The sequence below is a fragment of the Phreatobacter stygius genome, from assembly GCF_005144885.1.
Lineage (GTDB): Bacteria > Pseudomonadota > Alphaproteobacteria > Rhizobiales > Phreatobacteraceae > Phreatobacter > Phreatobacter stygius.
Window position 1 is genome coordinate 7,201,187 of the sequence record NZ_CP039690.1, and the last position, 14,448, is coordinate 7,215,634.

17 protein-coding genes and 1 pseudogene are annotated in these 14,448 nt (G+C 65.8%); 8 read left to right on the forward strand and 10 right to left on the reverse strand.

Features of this window, described 5'->3' with window-relative positions; all coding sequences use genetic code 11:
- Positions 1–2: 2 nt before the first annotated feature.
- On the reverse strand, positions 3–1,196 hold the full coding sequence (locus E8M01_RS34120; RefSeq protein WP_136964244.1) for an amino acid ABC transporter permease: 1,194 nt from the start codon (positions 1,194–1,196) through the stop codon (positions 3–5).
- A gap of 142 nt (positions 1,197–1,338) precedes the next feature.
- Positions 1,339–2,373: an amino acid ABC transporter substrate-binding protein gene (locus E8M01_RS34125; RefSeq protein ID WP_136964245.1), complete on the reverse strand. Its 1,035-nt coding sequence runs from the start codon at positions 2,371–2,373 to the stop codon at positions 1,339–1,341.
- Between the two features lie 283 nt (positions 2,374–2,656).
- On the opposite strand from E8M01_RS34125, the pseudogene metC reads away from it, so the two are divergent.
- Positions 2,657–3,837 (forward strand): annotated as a pseudogene (gene metC / locus E8M01_RS34130) (cystathionine beta-lyase).
- A 19-nt stretch (positions 3,838–3,856) separates the two neighbouring features.
- On the opposite strand, the gene E8M01_RS34135 reads toward metC, so the two are convergent.
- The 3 genes from E8M01_RS34135 to E8M01_RS34145 all read right to left on the reverse strand — a co-directional run bounded on the left by E8M01_RS34135 (position 3,857) and on the right by E8M01_RS34145 (position 5,645).
- On the reverse strand, positions 3,857–4,450 hold the full coding sequence (locus tag E8M01_RS34135; protein ID WP_170182189.1) for a pyridoxamine 5'-phosphate oxidase family protein: 594 nt from the start codon (positions 4,448–4,450) through the stop codon (positions 3,857–3,859).
- A complete protein-coding gene (locus E8M01_RS34140) occupies positions 4,447–5,322 on the reverse strand; it encodes a phosphatase PAP2 family protein (protein WP_136964246.1) in 876 nt (291 codons plus the stop codon). Before E8M01_RS34140 ends, E8M01_RS34135 begins: the two co-directional genes overlap by 4 nt.
- A 128-nt stretch (positions 5,323–5,450) precedes the next feature.
- Positions 5,451–5,645 (reverse strand): hypothetical protein, encoded by a 195-nt coding sequence (locus E8M01_RS34145; RefSeq protein ID WP_136964247.1) that lies wholly within the window; start codon positions 5,643–5,645, stop codon positions 5,451–5,453.
- A gap of 234 nt (positions 5,646–5,879) precedes the next feature.
- Here E8M01_RS34145 and E8M01_RS34150 point away from each other — a divergent pair, with 234 nt between their 5' ends.
- From E8M01_RS34150 to E8M01_RS34175, 6 genes are all read left to right on the forward strand, one after another.
- Positions 5,880–6,416: a VUT family protein gene (locus E8M01_RS34150; protein ID WP_136964248.1), complete on the forward strand. Its 537-nt coding sequence runs from the start codon at positions 5,880–5,882 to the stop codon at positions 6,414–6,416.
- 114 nt (positions 6,417–6,530) lie between these two features.
- On the forward strand, positions 6,531–6,809 hold the full coding sequence (locus tag E8M01_RS34155; RefSeq protein ID WP_136964249.1) for a hypothetical protein: 279 nt from the start codon (positions 6,531–6,533) through the stop codon (positions 6,807–6,809).
- 98 nt (positions 6,810–6,907) lie between these two features.
- Positions 6,908–7,111, forward strand: coding sequence for a hypothetical protein (locus E8M01_RS34160; RefSeq protein ID WP_136964250.1), 204 nt, complete (start codon positions 6,908–6,910; stop codon positions 7,109–7,111).
- 82 nt (positions 7,112–7,193) lie between these two features.
- Positions 7,194–7,664, forward strand: coding sequence for an MgtC/SapB family protein (locus E8M01_RS34165; RefSeq protein WP_136964251.1), 471 nt, complete (start codon positions 7,194–7,196; stop codon positions 7,662–7,664).
- 70 nt (positions 7,665–7,734) lie between these two features.
- Positions 7,735–8,139, forward strand: coding sequence for a four-helix bundle copper-binding protein (locus E8M01_RS34170; RefSeq protein ID WP_136964252.1), 405 nt, complete (start codon positions 7,735–7,737; stop codon positions 8,137–8,139).
- A 75-nt stretch (positions 8,140–8,214) separates the two neighbouring features.
- Positions 8,215–8,562, forward strand: coding sequence for a hypothetical protein (locus E8M01_RS34175; protein WP_136964253.1), 348 nt, complete (start codon positions 8,215–8,217; stop codon positions 8,560–8,562).
- Between the two features lie 21 nt (positions 8,563–8,583).
- On the opposite strand, the gene E8M01_RS34180 is transcribed toward E8M01_RS34175, so the two are convergent.
- Positions 8,584–9,288, reverse strand: a complete 705-nt coding sequence (locus E8M01_RS34180) for a metallophosphoesterase family protein (protein WP_170182190.1) — start codon at positions 9,286–9,288, stop codon at positions 8,584–8,586.
- 122 nt (positions 9,289–9,410) lie between these two features.
- Here E8M01_RS34180 and E8M01_RS34185 point away from each other — a divergent pair, with 122 nt between their 5' ends.
- Positions 9,411–9,794 carry a GFA family protein gene (locus E8M01_RS34185; RefSeq protein WP_136964970.1) on the forward strand — a complete coding sequence of 128 codons (384 nt, stop codon included), beginning with the start codon at positions 9,411–9,413 and terminating at the stop codon, positions 9,792–9,794.
- A gap of 97 nt (positions 9,795–9,891) precedes the next feature.
- On the opposite strand, the gene E8M01_RS34190 is transcribed toward E8M01_RS34185, so the two are convergent.
- From E8M01_RS34190 to E8M01_RS34205, 4 genes are all read right to left on the reverse strand, one after another.
- Positions 9,892–10,116, reverse strand: a complete 225-nt coding sequence (locus E8M01_RS34190; protein ID WP_136964255.1) for a hypothetical protein — start codon at positions 10,114–10,116, stop codon at positions 9,892–9,894.
- A gap of 1,208 nt (positions 10,117–11,324) precedes the next feature.
- Positions 11,325–11,639 carry a type II toxin-antitoxin system HicB family antitoxin gene (locus tag E8M01_RS34195; protein ID WP_136964256.1) on the reverse strand — a complete coding sequence of 105 codons (315 nt, stop codon included), beginning with the start codon at positions 11,637–11,639 and terminating at the stop codon, positions 11,325–11,327.
- A gap of 1,224 nt (positions 11,640–12,863) precedes the next feature.
- Complete coding sequence (locus tag E8M01_RS34200) at positions 12,864–13,238, reverse strand: hypothetical protein (protein WP_136964257.1); 375 nt, start codon at positions 13,236–13,238, stop codon at positions 12,864–12,866.
- A 111-nt stretch (positions 13,239–13,349) separates the two neighbouring features.
- Positions 13,350–14,423 (reverse strand): hypothetical protein, encoded by a 1,074-nt coding sequence (locus E8M01_RS34205; protein ID WP_136964258.1) that lies wholly within the window; start codon positions 14,421–14,423, stop codon positions 13,350–13,352.
- Between the last annotated feature and the right edge of the window lie 25 nt (positions 14,424–14,448).

Sequence of the window (14,448 nt, forward strand, 5' to 3'; positions counted from 1 at the left end):
CCTCAGCGTTCGACCAGCGCAATGCGCCGGTTGTACCAGTTCATGAACAGCGACGTGATGATCGAGATGGTCAGGTAGCAGCCCATCCACATCGCGATGATTTCGATCGCCTGGCCGGTCTGGTTGAGGATCGTGCCGCCGACCGAAACCATGTCGGGATAACCGATGCCCACCGCCAGCGACGAGTTCTTGGCGAGGTTGAGATATTGGCTGGTCAGCGGCGGGATGATCACCCTGAGCGCCTGCGGAATCACGATCAGGTTGAGGATGCGTCCTTCCTGCAGGCCGAGCGAGCGGCCGGCTTCGGTCTGGCCATGGCTGACCGCCTGGATGCCGGCGCGGACGATCTCGCCGATGAAGGCCGCGGTATAGGCGACCAGCGCGATCAGCAGCGCGACGAATTCCGGGATGATCGTCATGCCGCCCTGGAGATTGAAGCGGCCCTGGACCGGATGATCGAACGACACCGGCATTCCGGTGGCCAGATAGGCCAGCAGCGGCAGGCCGATGATCAGCCCCCACATGGTCGGCACGACAGGGAATTGTTCGCCGGTGGCGTCCTGGCGCTTGTGCGCCCAATGGCGCACCGCGAAAGCCACCACGATGCCGACGATCAGGCCGATGCCGATCCATCCCGCACCCGGCTGGAACAGCGGCTTCGGCATGGTGATGCCGCGCTGGTTGATGAACAGCTCACCGAACAGCGAGATGGAATCGCGCGGCGCCGGCATGGTCGCGAGCACCGCCAGGTACCAGAACAGGATCTGGAACAAGAGCGGCAGGTTGCGGATGATCTCGACATACCAATAGGCGATCTTGGCGATCACCCAGTTGCGCGACAGCCGGGCGACGCCAACGATGAAGCCGAGGATGGTGGCGAGGAAGACGCCGACCACGGCGACCAGAAGCGTGTTCAGCAACCCGACCACGAAGGCCCGGCCATAAGACATCGCTTCATTCCAGGGAATGAGCGTCTGCGAAATACCGAAGCCCGCGGTGTTGTCGAGGAAGCCGAAGCCCGCCGCGATGCGCTGGTTGGTCAGGTTGGTGACCGCGTTCGAGATACCCCTGTAGGCCAGGAAGATCAGCAGGCCGAGGGCTATCGCCTGGAAAATGGTGCCGCGGATTTTGGGGTTGTTGAAGAACGCCACTTTGGGCGCACTTACCCCGCGAGCCGGCAATGTGCCGTCCGTCATGTTCGCCGTCCCCTTCTCTGGCCCGGTGAGGGACCCTTCCGGCGCCGACAAATCGGCGCCGCGGGTCGGTTATCTTCACCGAATTACCGTCCTGGATCGTGGACCCAGGACGATTGTCATGTCCAGTCGTATTCGCGCAGCGTCAACGGATGGGCGGCGCGTATTGCAGGCCGCCCTTGTTCCACAGGGCATTCAACCCGCGTGAAATGCCGAGCCGGGTGTTCGGCCCGACATTGCGCTCGAACACCTCGCCGTAATTGCCGACATGCCGGACGATGCGCACCACCCAGTCCTTGGTCAGGCCCAGCGCTTCGCCGGAATTGCCCTCGGTGCCGACCACGCGCCGGATCTCCGGATTGGGCGACTGCAACATCTGGTCGAGATTGGCCTTGGTGATGCCGAGCTCTTCCGCCGTCACCTGGGCGTAGAGCACCCATTTGACCAGGTCGAACCACTGGTCGTCGCCGTGCCGCACGACCGGGCCGAGCGGCTCCTTGGAGATGATTTCCGGCAGCACGATATGGTCGTCGGGCTTGGCCAGCTTGACGCGCTCGGCATAGAGGCCGGAGGCGTCGGTGGTGAACACGTCGCAGCGGCCGGCGTCATAGGCCTTGACGGTTTCGTCGGCCGTGCCGAACACCACCGGTTCGTATTTCAGGTTGTTGGCACGGAAATAGTCGGCGACATTCAGTTCGGTCGTCGTGCCGGTCTGCACGCAGACCGACGCGCCGGACAGTTCACGCGCGCTCTTCACGTTGAGCGACTTGCGCACCATGAAGCCCTGGCCGTCGTAATAATTGACCCCGACGAAGTTGAGGCCGAGCGCGGTGTCGCGCTGCAGCGTCCAGGTCGAGTTGCGCGCCAGGATGTCGATCTCGCCGGATTGCAGCGCGGTGAAGCGGTCCTTGGCCGAGAGCGGCGAGAACCTGACCTTGGTCGGGTCGTTGAAGATGGCGGCCGCGACCGCCCGGCAGAAGTCGACGTCGAGGCCGGTCCAGTTGCCGGCGCTGTCGGGCATCGAGAAGCCCGCCAGGCCCTGGGTCACACCGCACTGGATGTAGCCCTTGTTCTGCACGTTGCGCAGTGTCGTGCTGGCCGCGGGCGCCTGGGCCAATGCGGCGGTGGCGGAAAATCCAAGCGCTGCGCCGAGCGCGAGGGTCGAGACGATCCGTTTCATGGTGGCAGCCTTTCCACTCTTTCATTGGTCGATCGTTGAAGTCTGCGAGCAAGCGGCCGGCGCGATGTTCCCCTCGTTGCCACCCGTTTTCTCCGCGGAAACAGCCTCCGTTTCCTGGGCCAGCCGCTGGAGACCCCGCATTCCTGCATCACAGGCCATCTCCGAACAGGGGTCAAGGGCTTGGAACAACCCTCAAGGGCTTGACGGCGGTCGATCGGCTCGGGGAAATGACTTTTCCCACCTTCTGCGGGCCATGCTCGCTTTTTCCCGATGCGAGGCGATCATGGCAGGCCCATCCGACACCAAGCGCTTTTCCGAGCGGACACGCCTGGTGCTCGGCGGCCGCGACCCGTCCGACCAGCATGGTTTCGTCAACACGCCGATCTATCGCGGCTCGACCGTGCTCTATCCGACCTATGAGGAGCTCAAGGCCCGCCGTCAGCGCTTCGTCTATGGCACCAAGGGCACGCCGACGACCCAGGCGCTGGAACAGGCCTGGACCGAACTGTCAGGTGCGGCCGGTACCGTGCTGGTGCCCTCCGGGCTCGCCGCCATCATGGTGGCGCTGCAGTCCTGCCTGAAGGCCGGCGACCACCTGCTGGTCACCGATTCCGTCTACCGCCCGACGCGTAATTATTGCGACACCGTGCTGAAGCGCTTCGGCGTCGAGACCACCTATTACGATCCGACCATCGGCGCCGGCATCGGCGCGCTGATGCGCCCGAACACCACGGCCGTGTTCACCGAGGCGCCGGGCTCCCAGACCTTCGAGATGCAGGACATCCCGGCGATCGCCGAGGTGGCGCACGCGCGCGGCGCCGTCGTGCTGGTCGACAACACCTGGGCGACCCCCTGCTGTTTCCGCCGCATGAACGCGGCGCGGATATTGCGATCGAGGCCGGCACCAAATATCTCGGCGGCCATTCCGATCTGCTGATGGGCCTGGTCACCGCCAATGACCGCTGCTGGAAGTCGCTGCGCGACACCTTCGACGCCATGGCCATCCTGTCGGCGCCGGAGGATGTGTTCCTGGCGCTGCGCGGCCTGCGCACCATGAGGCTCCGCCTCGACGAGGCCGGCCGCCAGGGCATGGCCATGGCGACCTGGCTCGCGGCGCGCCCCGAGGTCAAGACGGTGCTGCATCCGGCCTTCCCGTCGCATCCTGGACACGACATCTGGAAGCGCGATTTCAAAGGTGCTTCAGGCCTGTTCTCGGTCATCCTTCATCCGGTTTCCGAGAAGGCGCTGGGCGCCCTGCTGGATGGGCTCGAACTGTTCGGCATGGGCTATTCCTGGGGCGGTTATGAAAGCCTCGTGGTGCCCTTCGACTGCTCGCAATACCGCACGGCGACCACCTGGAACCCCGGCGGCACGCCGCTGCGCTTCCAGATCGGGCTCGAGGATGTCGCCGACCTGCAGGCCGATCTCGCCGCCGGTTTCGCTCGCATGAAAGCGGCCGACTGACAGCGAATGGCTCCGGCCGTCAGGGCACCAGCCAGCGCCCGTCCCAGCCTGTGCCGGTCCAGTCGAACACCGCGCGCCGGTGACCGGCATCATCCAGCAGCAGCCATTCGAGCCGGTCGGCGGTGACCGTGATGGCGGCGAAATGGACCACGCCGGCGAGAATGCCGGCCGCGTCCTTGGGCATGCCATAGGCTCCGCCGGCTGCGATCGGCGACCCCGGTCCGGGCTCCACGGCATAACAGGCGCGGCTGCCGAGCCGCGCGCTGTCCCAGGCCTCCTGCCCTGCCCCGTCGGCACCGGCGATCTCGGCGGTGCCGGCAAGCTGGACCTGAACCTTCAGGCCAGGGTCATAAAAATGCACCGCGATGCGCGGATCCCGGGCAAGTTCGCCTGACTTCGCCGAGCGTATGTCGGTATGGAAACGGATGCGCCGCGCCTGCGGCGCGCAACCGCGCAGCACCACGGTGCGAAGTCGCGGCCTGCCCTCGGCATCGACGGTCGCAATCGTCGGCGTGTGAAACGGCGCGCGGACCGCCTCGACGCCGGCGGCGATCAGCCGCCAGGCTTCGGCGCAACTGGCGGCGAGATCGTCGCGACAGGCTGAAATCGTCACGGCTTCAGCCGGCGGCCGAGCGTCGCCAGCGCCGCCACGACCCGCCGGCGCGGCATGGGGAACGGCCGGCGCCCGGGCCCGGGCGCGAAGACGAAGCCGCGCCGGGCGAACCAGTCGCGGGTCATGATGGTGAACCAGGCGCCCCAGGCCGAACCGACCACGATGTCGGTGAAATAATGCGCGTCGACCACGATCCGGCTGAGCGCCACGAGCGTCGCGATCACCAGGAGCAGCTTGCGCCAGCGCGGCGCGAGGCAGGCCAAGGCGACCGCTATGGCGAATGCGGTCTGCGAATGGCCGGAGGGAAAGCTTGCATAAGACGCCTTCCAGGCGGTCAGGTCGAAATGCAGCGCGCCGAATTCTTCGAAATAGCGCGGCCGGGCGCGGCCGATGATGCGCTTGACGATGGCGATGATCAGGCCGGAACCGCCGACCGCAATGAACAGGAAGGCGAGCCGGGCGGCGAGCGCCAGCACCACCCGGTCGGCGAAGCTGCGAACCGGCGGCATCACCGCCAGAATGACGATCAGCACGATGCCGGTCGGCCAGAGCAGCCAGCCGGACTTGCCGAGATCGGTGACGATCTCGAAGAACAGCGCGAGCCCGCCGGTGATGGCGTGCTGGCCGCGCTGAATGACCGGATCGATATAGGCCATGCTGGCCAGGACCAGCGCGGTGCCGACCAGGACGGCCGAAGCCCAGGCCGCCCAATCCTCGAAGAGCTGCAGGGCCGGCGCGGCATTCGGCCGGACCGGCCGGCCGAGACGCCGCATGCCGGCGAGGAAAGCCTCGCTCGAGGCCGCCAACCGCCCCCGCAGGGACAGGTGCGACGCAGGCGTGGCGGTCAAGGGCGGCGTATCGATCGGGCTCATCGCGTTTTTGTCTGAGAACCGGCGGCGCCGGTCACCTTCAAATCGGGCGCAGATCCCTACGCCGATCGCGCCGCCGTGTCACGCGGGTGCCGGCCCATCTCGACGACATGGGAGCGGCCCGCCTCCGCTCAGACGGCGGCGTTGAAGGCGCGCTCCAGCATCTGGCGGCAGTCCTCGGCCTGCTGGCGCGAGGCCTTGCCGCGCAGCCGGCGCGACAGGTCGCGCAGATCGCGGATGGCAATGTCGACAGCCGACAGGAGGTCGAGTTCGCTGTCCTCTTCGGTGGCCTTGGGCTTGGGGCGGAACGGGATAATCTCGGCCACTCGATGCTCTCGCGAATCACTAATGTCACTGCTGGCATGGCAACAGCGAAAGGTTAATTGAGCGCGAAGATGGCGGACCGTGGCCGCCGGAAAGGATGACGGGACCGCCTGGAATTGCCCGCGACAGCCCTTCACAATCCTGCGCGCGAGCGATTTTTCGGCATGACGACCGGCCGTGCCGCGGTGTAGAGCCCAGCATCGAACGCCTGCCTTGCCCGAACGGAATCCGCCCGCATGATCGGAATTGCCTCGCTTGTCGGTTTTGTCGCCACCATTCCGCTGGCGAACTGGCTCATTGGCAATGTCGGCACCTTCTGCGTGCCGAACGGCCCCTGCGTCATCCCGGTCGGCTTCGGCCTGATGGCGCCGAGCGGCGTGCTGATGGTTGGCCTGGCCCTCGTCCTGCGCGACCTGGTGCAACGCACGCTCGGCCTCGGCTGGTCGCTCGCCGGGGTCCTCGCCGGCGCGGCGCTGTCCTGGTTCGTCGCGCCGCCGGCGCTGGCGCTCGCCTCGGGCGCGGCCTTCCTGTTCTCCGAGCTTGCCGACACCGCGGTCTATACGCCGCTCGCCAGGCGCCGGCTGATCACCGCGGTCCTCGCCTCGAGCCTGGTCGGCACGGCGATCGACAGCGCCCTGTTCCTCTGGCTTGCCTTCGGCTCGGTCGCCCTGCTGCCCGGCCTCGTGCTCGGCAAGGTCTGGATGGTCGCGGCGGCCACCCTGGTGCTCTGGCTGTCGCGGCGGCGGCTGGAGGCTTCGACCGCCAATCCGTGACGCGCGCCGGCGCTGCCCCCTCGATCGGCCGGACAGGCCTGGCCGGGGGCTAGCCGAAAGGGATTGTTACGGGGTAATCGAGACGGCTGCCCGCGAATTGGCCAGGAAACAGTCATGACCGACACTCAGGCGCTCGCGCGGGCGATCCACGCGGCCCGCTTCGCCGACGAGCCGGCCCAAAGCGTGACGCCCTTCGATGAACTTTCCGAAACCGACCGGGCGGTCTGGGTTCGTTGCGCCGAAGCCGCCGCCAAAGTGAGCCGCGCCGGCCGCTCCGAGAAATCCAAGGATCCGGTCGCCACCCGCGTGCAACACCTCGAGGAGGTCGTCCGCCGGTTTCGCGAGCTTTGCCGCGAGGCCGAAGCAGCCGTTGGCAACCTGAAGGAGCCCTGACCCGCCTTCCGCCCGCGCCTGCAGCGGCGGAGCCTTGGCCGGGCGGAACCGATTGGCTCGCCATGGCGTTGTTACGGGGCCAAGGGAGAGCCCCGACAATGACCGACAAATCCGCCCGGCTGTTTGAAATCGACAATCGCATCGCGGCCATCCGACAGGAAATCAGCGATCTGACGAACCGGTCCTCGGCCGTTTCCGGCCAGGCGTCCGAGGACGCCCTCGCCCAGCAGATCGAAGACCGTGAGACCCAGCTCGCCGCGCTCCAGGACATGCGTGAGGCTCTCGCCGAGACCTCGGAATGAAAACCCTGTCCATGCGCTGCGGCGCGCCCGGCCGGTGCGCCGCGCAAGGCCGCCGGAATGACCGGTCGCCGCGGGCTCGGCCATGATCGACAAGATCCTCTCGTCAGGGCAGTTCGATCTCGCCCCGCATGTTGTCGCGCTCGCCATCGCCTATTTGCTGGCACTGCCCATCGGTTGGGATCGCGAGAAGGAGGAGCGCAGCGCCGGGCTACGCACCTTCCCGCTTGTCGCCATCGCGTGTTGCGGCTTCATCCAGGCCGCGGAAGCGAAATTCGGCGGCTCACCGGACGCCATGTCCAAGGTGATCGAAGGCCTGATCACCGGCATCGGCTTCATTGGCGGCGGCGCGATCCTCAAGCTCAAGAATTCGGTGAAGGGAACCGCCACCGCCGCGAGCCTGTGGGCGACCGGCGCCATTGGCGTCGCGGTCGGCCTCGGCTCCTATGACGTCGCCCTGCTGGTCACCGTGTTCACCGTAGTGACCTTGCGCTGGCTGACGCCCCTGAAGGCGGAAGCCGCACCATCAGCCCCCGCGGCCGGCGCCGAAAAGTAGCGGCGCCCAAGGCCCGGCGGGCGAGCGCGCGGCTTGCTCGCCGAGCTGCCACGATCCGCGATCACATCAAATGGAACTGAAGATCGGCACCGAGAGTTGGCTTGGCATGACTCTGGAGGCGAAAATGTTGCGCCCGACCGTGAAATCATACGAACTGTCCAATATCTGCTTCGACTGTTTCAGCATGACCCGGACTGCCGCGATCAAGCAGATCATCGGCGCCAGCCCGTCCGATTACGATAATGTTCTCTTGCAATGCTCGGAACTTTGCCGCCGCACCGCGCAAGCCTTGACGATGGGACACCGCGTCAGCCCGGATGTGCTGCACGCCTGCGCCGAGGCCTGTGCGCTGTCAGCGGATTATTGCGAAGCGCGCGACATGGACGCCTGCGCCATTGCCTGCTGGGAAACCGCCGCTGCCATTGCCGACGAGATGCTGGGACAGGCACCAGACATGATGCTCGCCGCCGAGTGAACCCCGGCAGCCCCGGAAGCCTGGGCCTCTCGATCCGTTCATCGATGGCAGGACCAGATCATGGAGGCCAAAAAAATGCCTGTCGCCCCGACCGCCGATCCCAAGTTCGACCCGGACAAGCACGAGGATCCGGCGCGCCGGCCCGGCCAATCCGGCGCCGAGGATCAGCCGGCGCGGCCGGGCATCGATGTCGACCGCGGCCATTCCCGGCCGGGCACTTTCGACGAGCGGCAAATCCCGGTCGATGGCCGCATCGAGAATGAACCCGATCCGATGGAAGCCGACCTGCCGGAGAATGATGGCGCGGGAGCCGGCGCACCCCGGATGACGTCGGACGGCACCACCCAAGACGCCGCCGACCAAGACGACGCCAAGCGGCTCGCGCGCGGACCTGAGGGAACCCATCCGCGCGAGCGGCGTTAAGCTCGCCCGGAAGGTCGCCGACTACGCATGATGGCCCTCAGCGTCGTTCATGGGCGCGCCTCTCACCTCGATCAAGCCGACGGCATGCGGCCTTCGCGCCTCGAAGACGCCAATCACCAGGCGCCCGGTGCGCCAGGCATGGGTGTCGAGATTGGTCCTGCCGTCCAGGCGCAACGGTCCATGCTCCTGCTTGTCGTGGCCGTGCACCACGTGCAGCGGGCCGGAGCCCTCGTCTCTGTCATGATAGCGCTTGCACAACAGCGTCGGCACGGTTTGCTGGTCGAGCGAAACCGCGGGATCGATGCCGGCATGGACGAAGACATGGCCGTCATCGACATGCATCAGCGGCAGAGCGCCGATCCAGGCGACATGATCTTCGGGAACGACCTCGGGCCGAAAACCTGCCTGGCCATCGTCGCCGTAGGAGGCGAGCGTGTCCCGGCCGCCATTGTCGAGCCAATGGTCCGGCGCCGCGCGCCCGGTGAGCGCCGACCACATCATCAGGTCATGGTTGCCCTTGAGGCAGATCAGCCGATCGCCGGCGCGCCGGGCTCCCCTCATCAACGTTGCGACGACCTCGGCGCTCGACGGCCCGCGGTCGACATAGTCGCCGAGCGTGACGATGGTCGCCGGCTCCGGCCCCGCATGCGCTTCGACCGCGTCGAAAGCCGCGATCAGCAGGTCGTGACGGCCGTGCAGGTCGGCGATCGCATAGGTCATCGGCATCGAGCGGCATCCCCAGGCCGAGGTCCGTGCTGCGGCCAGACGGCCTGCCGCGGCTGCGCCATGGCCATGCATGTGCACCGGATCTAGGATCGGCCAGCGAGGGTGCGGAGGGCAACTCCATGGTGGAACGGACCGCGAGCTGTTCCTGCGGCCGCCTGCGGATCAGGACGGTCGGGGAACCCGCCAAGGTATCGGCGTGCCACTGCCTCGCCTGCCGGCTGCGGACCGGCAGCGCATTCGGCGTCGCGGTCTTCTACAACAGCGACGCAACCGAGCCGTCAGGCGCCTCGACGATCTACCGCAGGCAAGGCGAAAGCGGCCATTCCCTGGATTTCCACTTCTGCCCGACCTGCGGATCGACGGTCTTCTGGTATCCGGCGTTCCGGCCCGGCCTGGTCGCCGTCGCGCATGGCGGTTTCGGCGCGGACGCTCCCGCGGGACCATCGCAAGCGGCCTATGATGAACATCGGCACGATTGGGTCACGATCGGGCTGGCGCCGGGCTGAAATGGCCCGAACTTGCCGCAATGCGACCGTGAGGTCGGCGCGGACGTTTCTCAACTGGGCTGCTTCGGCATCAACGCGCATCCAGCAGTGACCAGGCCTATTTCGAGACTCGACCACGCACCAGGCCGACGAGAAAATACCCGACCGCCATCGTAAGGCCCTCCAACGCGCGGTAATCAATTCCTTTGGTCGTCGCAAAGAGCAGGCCCGCAACCAGCGCGACGGCCGCAAGACTATACGCCGCATATGGGGAACTCGCTTTCCAAGCGGCCCACGCCATTATCGCGAAAATGAAAATCGAGAAGAGGATTTCACCAGCCATCTGCTGCTCCGTCGTGGCCAACCGGCCAGTGCCCCGCCGGCTTATGTCGACCACACGACCAAGCAAATCGCCACTGCCCAGCTCAAGCGGCGGGCGGTGCGAGAACAAAAAAGGTAGCCGTTATCAGAACGGCAGCGCCCTCGCGGGCGGCACAATCCCGCAAACCCGCATGAATGCTAGAAGGCGAGTGGCGATCCCGGCAGGGCTCGAACCTGCGACCAACAGCTTAGAAGGACCGCGCTCACTCAACGATTTCAACGCCGTTACGACAAAACAGCGCATAGGCAGACCATTGATACGACTTATGAATTCGAGCTTGTCGTAACGGCCGGGCGCCCATCCCCGCGCCTCGGGAGTCTGTGTTGGCGATCCGCGATCTCGACCCCGACGCCGCCTGGCCTTCGGGTCCTTCCCGGGGCCCCCACCCCATCGCGGCTCATAGAGGCCCGGCCTCTCGGTAGCGACGCCCATCAAAAATCCGGGTTTACAGGCGACAGGGGCGCAGGCGCCGGCGGCAGGCCGGCGCGGGTACTGAGCTTTTTCCGGCGCTCCGTCGCCCGTGGCCGTGGTTCCGCTCGGCCGTGGCCGGAGACGCCCAATGCGCTTGGCCTTCGGGTCCTTCCCGGGGCCCCCACCCCATCGCGGCTCATAGAGGCCCGGCCTCTCGGTAGCGACGCCCATCAAAAATCCGGGTTTACAGGCGACAGGGGCGCAGGCGCCGGCGGCAGGCCGGCGCGGGTACTGAGCTTTTTCCGGCGCTCCGTCGCCCGTGGCCGTGGTTCCGCTCGGCCGTGGCCGGAGACGCCCAATGCGCTTGGCCCTCGGGTCCTTCCCGGGGGCCCCACCCCATCGCGGCTCATAGAGGCCCGGCCTCTCGGTAGCGACGCCTATCAAAAATCCGGGTTTACAGGCGACAGGGGCGCCGGCGCCGGCGGCAGGCCGGCGCGGGTATTGAGCTTTTTCCGGCGATCCGTCGCCCGTCGCCGTGGTTCCGCTCGGCCGTGGCCGGAGACGCCCAATGCGCTTGGTCGGGTCCTTCCCGGGGGCCCCACCCCATCGCGGCTCATAGAGGCCCGGCCTCTCGGTAGCGACGCCCATCAAAAATCCGGGTTTACAGGCGACAGGGGCGCAGGCGCCGGCGGCAGGCCGGCGCGGGTACTGAGCTTTTTCGGCCCCGCAAGTCGAACATACTGCCTGCCGCGCGGCGGTCATCTGTCGTCCGGCAAATCCGTTTCGATCGCGGCGATTGAAATGGCTTCGGCGATATCCTCGGCAAGGTCGGGATCGGCCGTGATCGCCGCCATGTCGCGGATCATAGGCAAGGGATCGCCGTTGGCCGACATGGCCTCGATATGGCTCGCCAGCGTGGCCGCTCCGCGGCGTAGCGCCTCGTCTACGGTGGTGCCGCCGGAAACGCAGCCCCGAAAATCGGGGAACGAGATGCCATAGGCCCCCTCGACACCGTGGATCAGTGCGACGATTGCGGACACACAGGCCTCCTTTGCTCGTCTTCGATCGGCCAATGATCATCTCAAGGCCGGGCCAATAGTCCAGATGCCCGACGAGAGACAGCCCGAAGGCATGCCCTTATCCGGCCGCCGGCAGCGGGCCGGCGTGGCTGCGTCGTTTCGCGGCGCGTGACCTAGCCGCCTCCGCCGCGAGCTTATTGCGGCTTGAGCAAAGCCCGGGAAATCGGAAGTTCGACCTTCGAAAATTTGACCTGACACACCTGACACTATGGCCTGGGCACCTGACACCGGCGACGGCTCCGGACGCACGGACCTCAAAGCCTCCGCCGCGAGCGCTTCGCGGGAGGCGGCCGCGTTCTCGCGGGTCCTTCCCCGGCCCCGGACCCCTTTGCGGTCAGTATGACCCCGAGTCTACGGCAGCAAGCTGCGCCGGAGGCCGACCGAACAACCCGAACCGTCCGAACCAAAGGAGATCGGCCCGAACTCACCGCGGCGCTACCATTGTCCGGTCGATCCGGCAGCAGTTCGAGGGGGTTAGCGATGGCCGGCGCAGTGCAGTGGTTACGCGTACCCGCTCCGCCGCGTCGAGTGGATACGATATTCCTCTTTTGAAATCATATACTTATGAGGCCTGTAACCACTGTACCCACTGTACCCGCCAAAAACAGGGAGGAGACGCATCAAGCCCCAGCGAGCGCAGCGGGGCAGTCCGCAGCAGGCTCTATATAAATATAAAAATTCTAGAAGAGATATGTATTTAGGCCACCGGTTGGTTACAACGCGCCACGCGGCGAGCATTGCTTTTTGCCGAGATCGTTCGTTGCCGGCGATCAGCTGGAAGACCCACTCCATCATCTCAGGTGCAGGGCGCGGCGCCCCGAGGATCGCGCCGAAGGACTTTCCAAAAATCTGGGTTTACGAGGTTTATACGGTTTACAGAGGCGCACAGAACGAGCCTTGGTTTACAGGACGGCGCTCCGTTGCGCGCCCAGGTTGTCGCGTTTGCTCTCTCTGTGTCTCTGCCACCGATTTTGAGCGGTTACACCGGGTACAGTGGTTACACACCCCGCAAGCCCATGAAAAATCGAAAAAACTCTGTACCCGCTCGGCCAACCGAAGCGGGTACGCGTACCCACCTGCGTGGGTACAGCCGTCTGCCATGGGCTGATGAGCGCGTCAGGGCAGGAAGCCGCATGAAAGACCCCGCCGGGTGGGTTTCGCCTGGCAGGGTCGGCCTCAAGCGGCTTAAAGCTCAACGTATTCCGGGAGCCATGGTCGCTAAACTAGCTTGGGCCTCGTCCTTCGTTTGCCGCTCGAAGGCGCGGCTTTCGCTTTCCGACGCTCTTCCATCATCTGCGTAAAACCGACGGTCACATGACTGGAGTTCGTGCCCGAAGAACGGAGGGTTCCTGACCTTATAGGCGGACTGTCGCGCCGCGTCTGACGCTCGAGGAACTCCAGAACATCCGCCGGCGTGAATTCGCGGCGCGGATGGACATCGCCAAACCCCTTTTGGATGTAGCGGATATTGCCCGCGCGGGCGTGCGCGAGCAGTGTCTTCGTCGACATGCGCAGCGCCGGCGCGAGCTCGCTCGCTGATACCGATACGCGACCTTCGAACAGTTCCGCGAGCACCGGCGGAAGTTCTATCATGGCAAGGTATCTTCCCGCGTGATTTGGCTGTTCCTTCATACCTGATCGAATCTGCCAACAGGAAGCCTTGCCCCTGAATTTCCGCCTTACCGAAGCTGGCCTCGTCTTGGTCTAGCGACCAAGACCGGAGCCTTCCTGTCCCTGGGCTGCCATCGTGGAACCCGCGGCCATGCGTTCAAGGCCGCCCGCGGCATTCAGGTCGCGGGCGATGTTGCGCAGGATGTGGGCCATAACCCCGGGGTCTACCGCACACCATGTGCGCTCGATCGCGCCTGCCACGGCAGACGCCTTAACCGCGATTTCGCGCAACGTGTGAGCGGGGATCTCTCCAAGCGTGCCGAAGATCGTCTCCTCGAGGGCCTTCGCCTTTTCCCATGTGCCGTTCTCGTCATCGGCCAGCGCTGCACAGGCATCGCGCACATGGATGGCGGCGGCGGCCAAGCCATCGACTGTCACGGTGCTTTGCCCTCGCTCCCTCGCGAACCTCTTCGGCGGAACCGTCGCGGCGCTGACAGTCTGGGCCGAAGCCACGGGGCTCGCGCTCTCTTGGTCAAGTCGCGCCAGCCGATTGAGAATGCCAGCAAGCACGTTGCGGCTGCGCGGGCCGCGCGCCGGATTGAAGCCGATGTCCATGACATTGTTGGCATCGCCATCGCCGTCCCAATTGATGGAAACGCGGGCCTGTATCGCCATCGTCTGGACGTTCGCTGCAGGCTGTTCGGCAATCAGGTCCACGAGCATGGCGATGGCGCTGTGGAGCCATTCCACCGCGTCGCTAACCCCGGTGTTCTGCGGATCGATGGGCTCTCCCGGCACTCGGCCGCAGAGCGCGAGGAGGCTGTTCCAATCGTCGAATGCCTGTCCCAATTGCATGACGATATCGCCTGGCCGCGCACGGGGCGGCGAAACGTTGTCGGAAACTCCTGCCATCGTCGGATCGATGTCGGTGATGGCGTGGGTAGCTCCGTCAACGGCAACGCGGAGGGTTTCGAACAGCGTGGTGATCTTTGCGCGGTCCTGAATCGCATTCGCTCGGTTGGTGATATCCGCGAATTGATCATGCGCGCGGATAATTCCGTCGCGGATTTCATGAAGCGAGGCAAGGCGCGCCGCTTGCAAGGCGGTGCGCTGTGGGGATGGGGCGGTCACCGGGCGGGCGGAAGCTTGGAAGTTATGCGTCGTCATGGCGTTCCCTTGGGGATTTGGGGGT

What these genes read in the sequence shown, in the direction of transcription:
- E8M01_RS34155 (WP_136964249.1), top strand. Translation starts at nt 6,531, where the DNA reads ATGACCGACACTCAGGCGCTCGCGCGGGCGATCCACGCGGCCCGCTTC.
- E8M01_RS34190 (WP_136964255.1), bottom strand. Translation starts at nt 10,116, where the DNA reads ATGGCTGGTGAAATCCTCTTCTCGATTTTCATTTTCGCGATAATGGCG.
- E8M01_RS34165 (WP_136964251.1), top strand. Translation starts at nt 7,194, where the DNA reads ATGATCGACAAGATCCTCTCGTCAGGGCAGTTCGATCTCGCCCCGCAT.
- E8M01_RS34120 (WP_136964244.1), bottom strand. Translation starts at nt 1,196, where the DNA reads ATGACGGACGGCACATTGCCGGCTCGCGGGGTAAGTGCGCCCAAAGTG.
- E8M01_RS34125 (WP_136964245.1), bottom strand. Translation starts at nt 2,373, where the DNA reads ATGAAACGGATCGTCTCGACCCTCGCGCTCGGCGCAGCGCTTGGATTT.
- E8M01_RS34180 (WP_170182190.1), bottom strand. Translation starts at nt 9,288, where the DNA reads ATGCCGATGACCTATGCGATCGCCGACCTGCACGGCCGTCACGACCTG.
- E8M01_RS34160 (WP_136964250.1), top strand. Translation starts at nt 6,908, where the DNA reads ATGACCGACAAATCCGCCCGGCTGTTTGAAATCGACAATCGCATCGCG.
- E8M01_RS34170 (WP_136964252.1), top strand. Translation starts at nt 7,735, where the DNA reads ATGGAACTGAAGATCGGCACCGAGAGTTGGCTTGGCATGACTCTGGAG.
- E8M01_RS34175 (WP_136964253.1), top strand. Translation starts at nt 8,215, where the DNA reads ATGCCTGTCGCCCCGACCGCCGATCCCAAGTTCGACCCGGACAAGCAC.
- E8M01_RS34200 (WP_136964257.1), bottom strand. Translation starts at nt 13,238, where the DNA reads ATGATAGAACTTCCGCCGGTGCTCGCGGAACTGTTCGAAGGTCGCGTA.
- E8M01_RS34140 (WP_136964246.1), bottom strand. Translation starts at nt 5,322, where the DNA reads ATGAGCCCGATCGATACGCCGCCCTTGACCGCCACGCCTGCGTCGCAC.
- E8M01_RS34150 (WP_136964248.1), top strand. Translation starts at nt 5,880, where the DNA reads ATGATCGGAATTGCCTCGCTTGTCGGTTTTGTCGCCACCATTCCGCTG.
- E8M01_RS34205 (WP_136964258.1), bottom strand. Translation starts at nt 14,423, where the DNA reads ATGACGACGCATAACTTCCAAGCTTCCGCCCGCCCGGTGACCGCCCCA.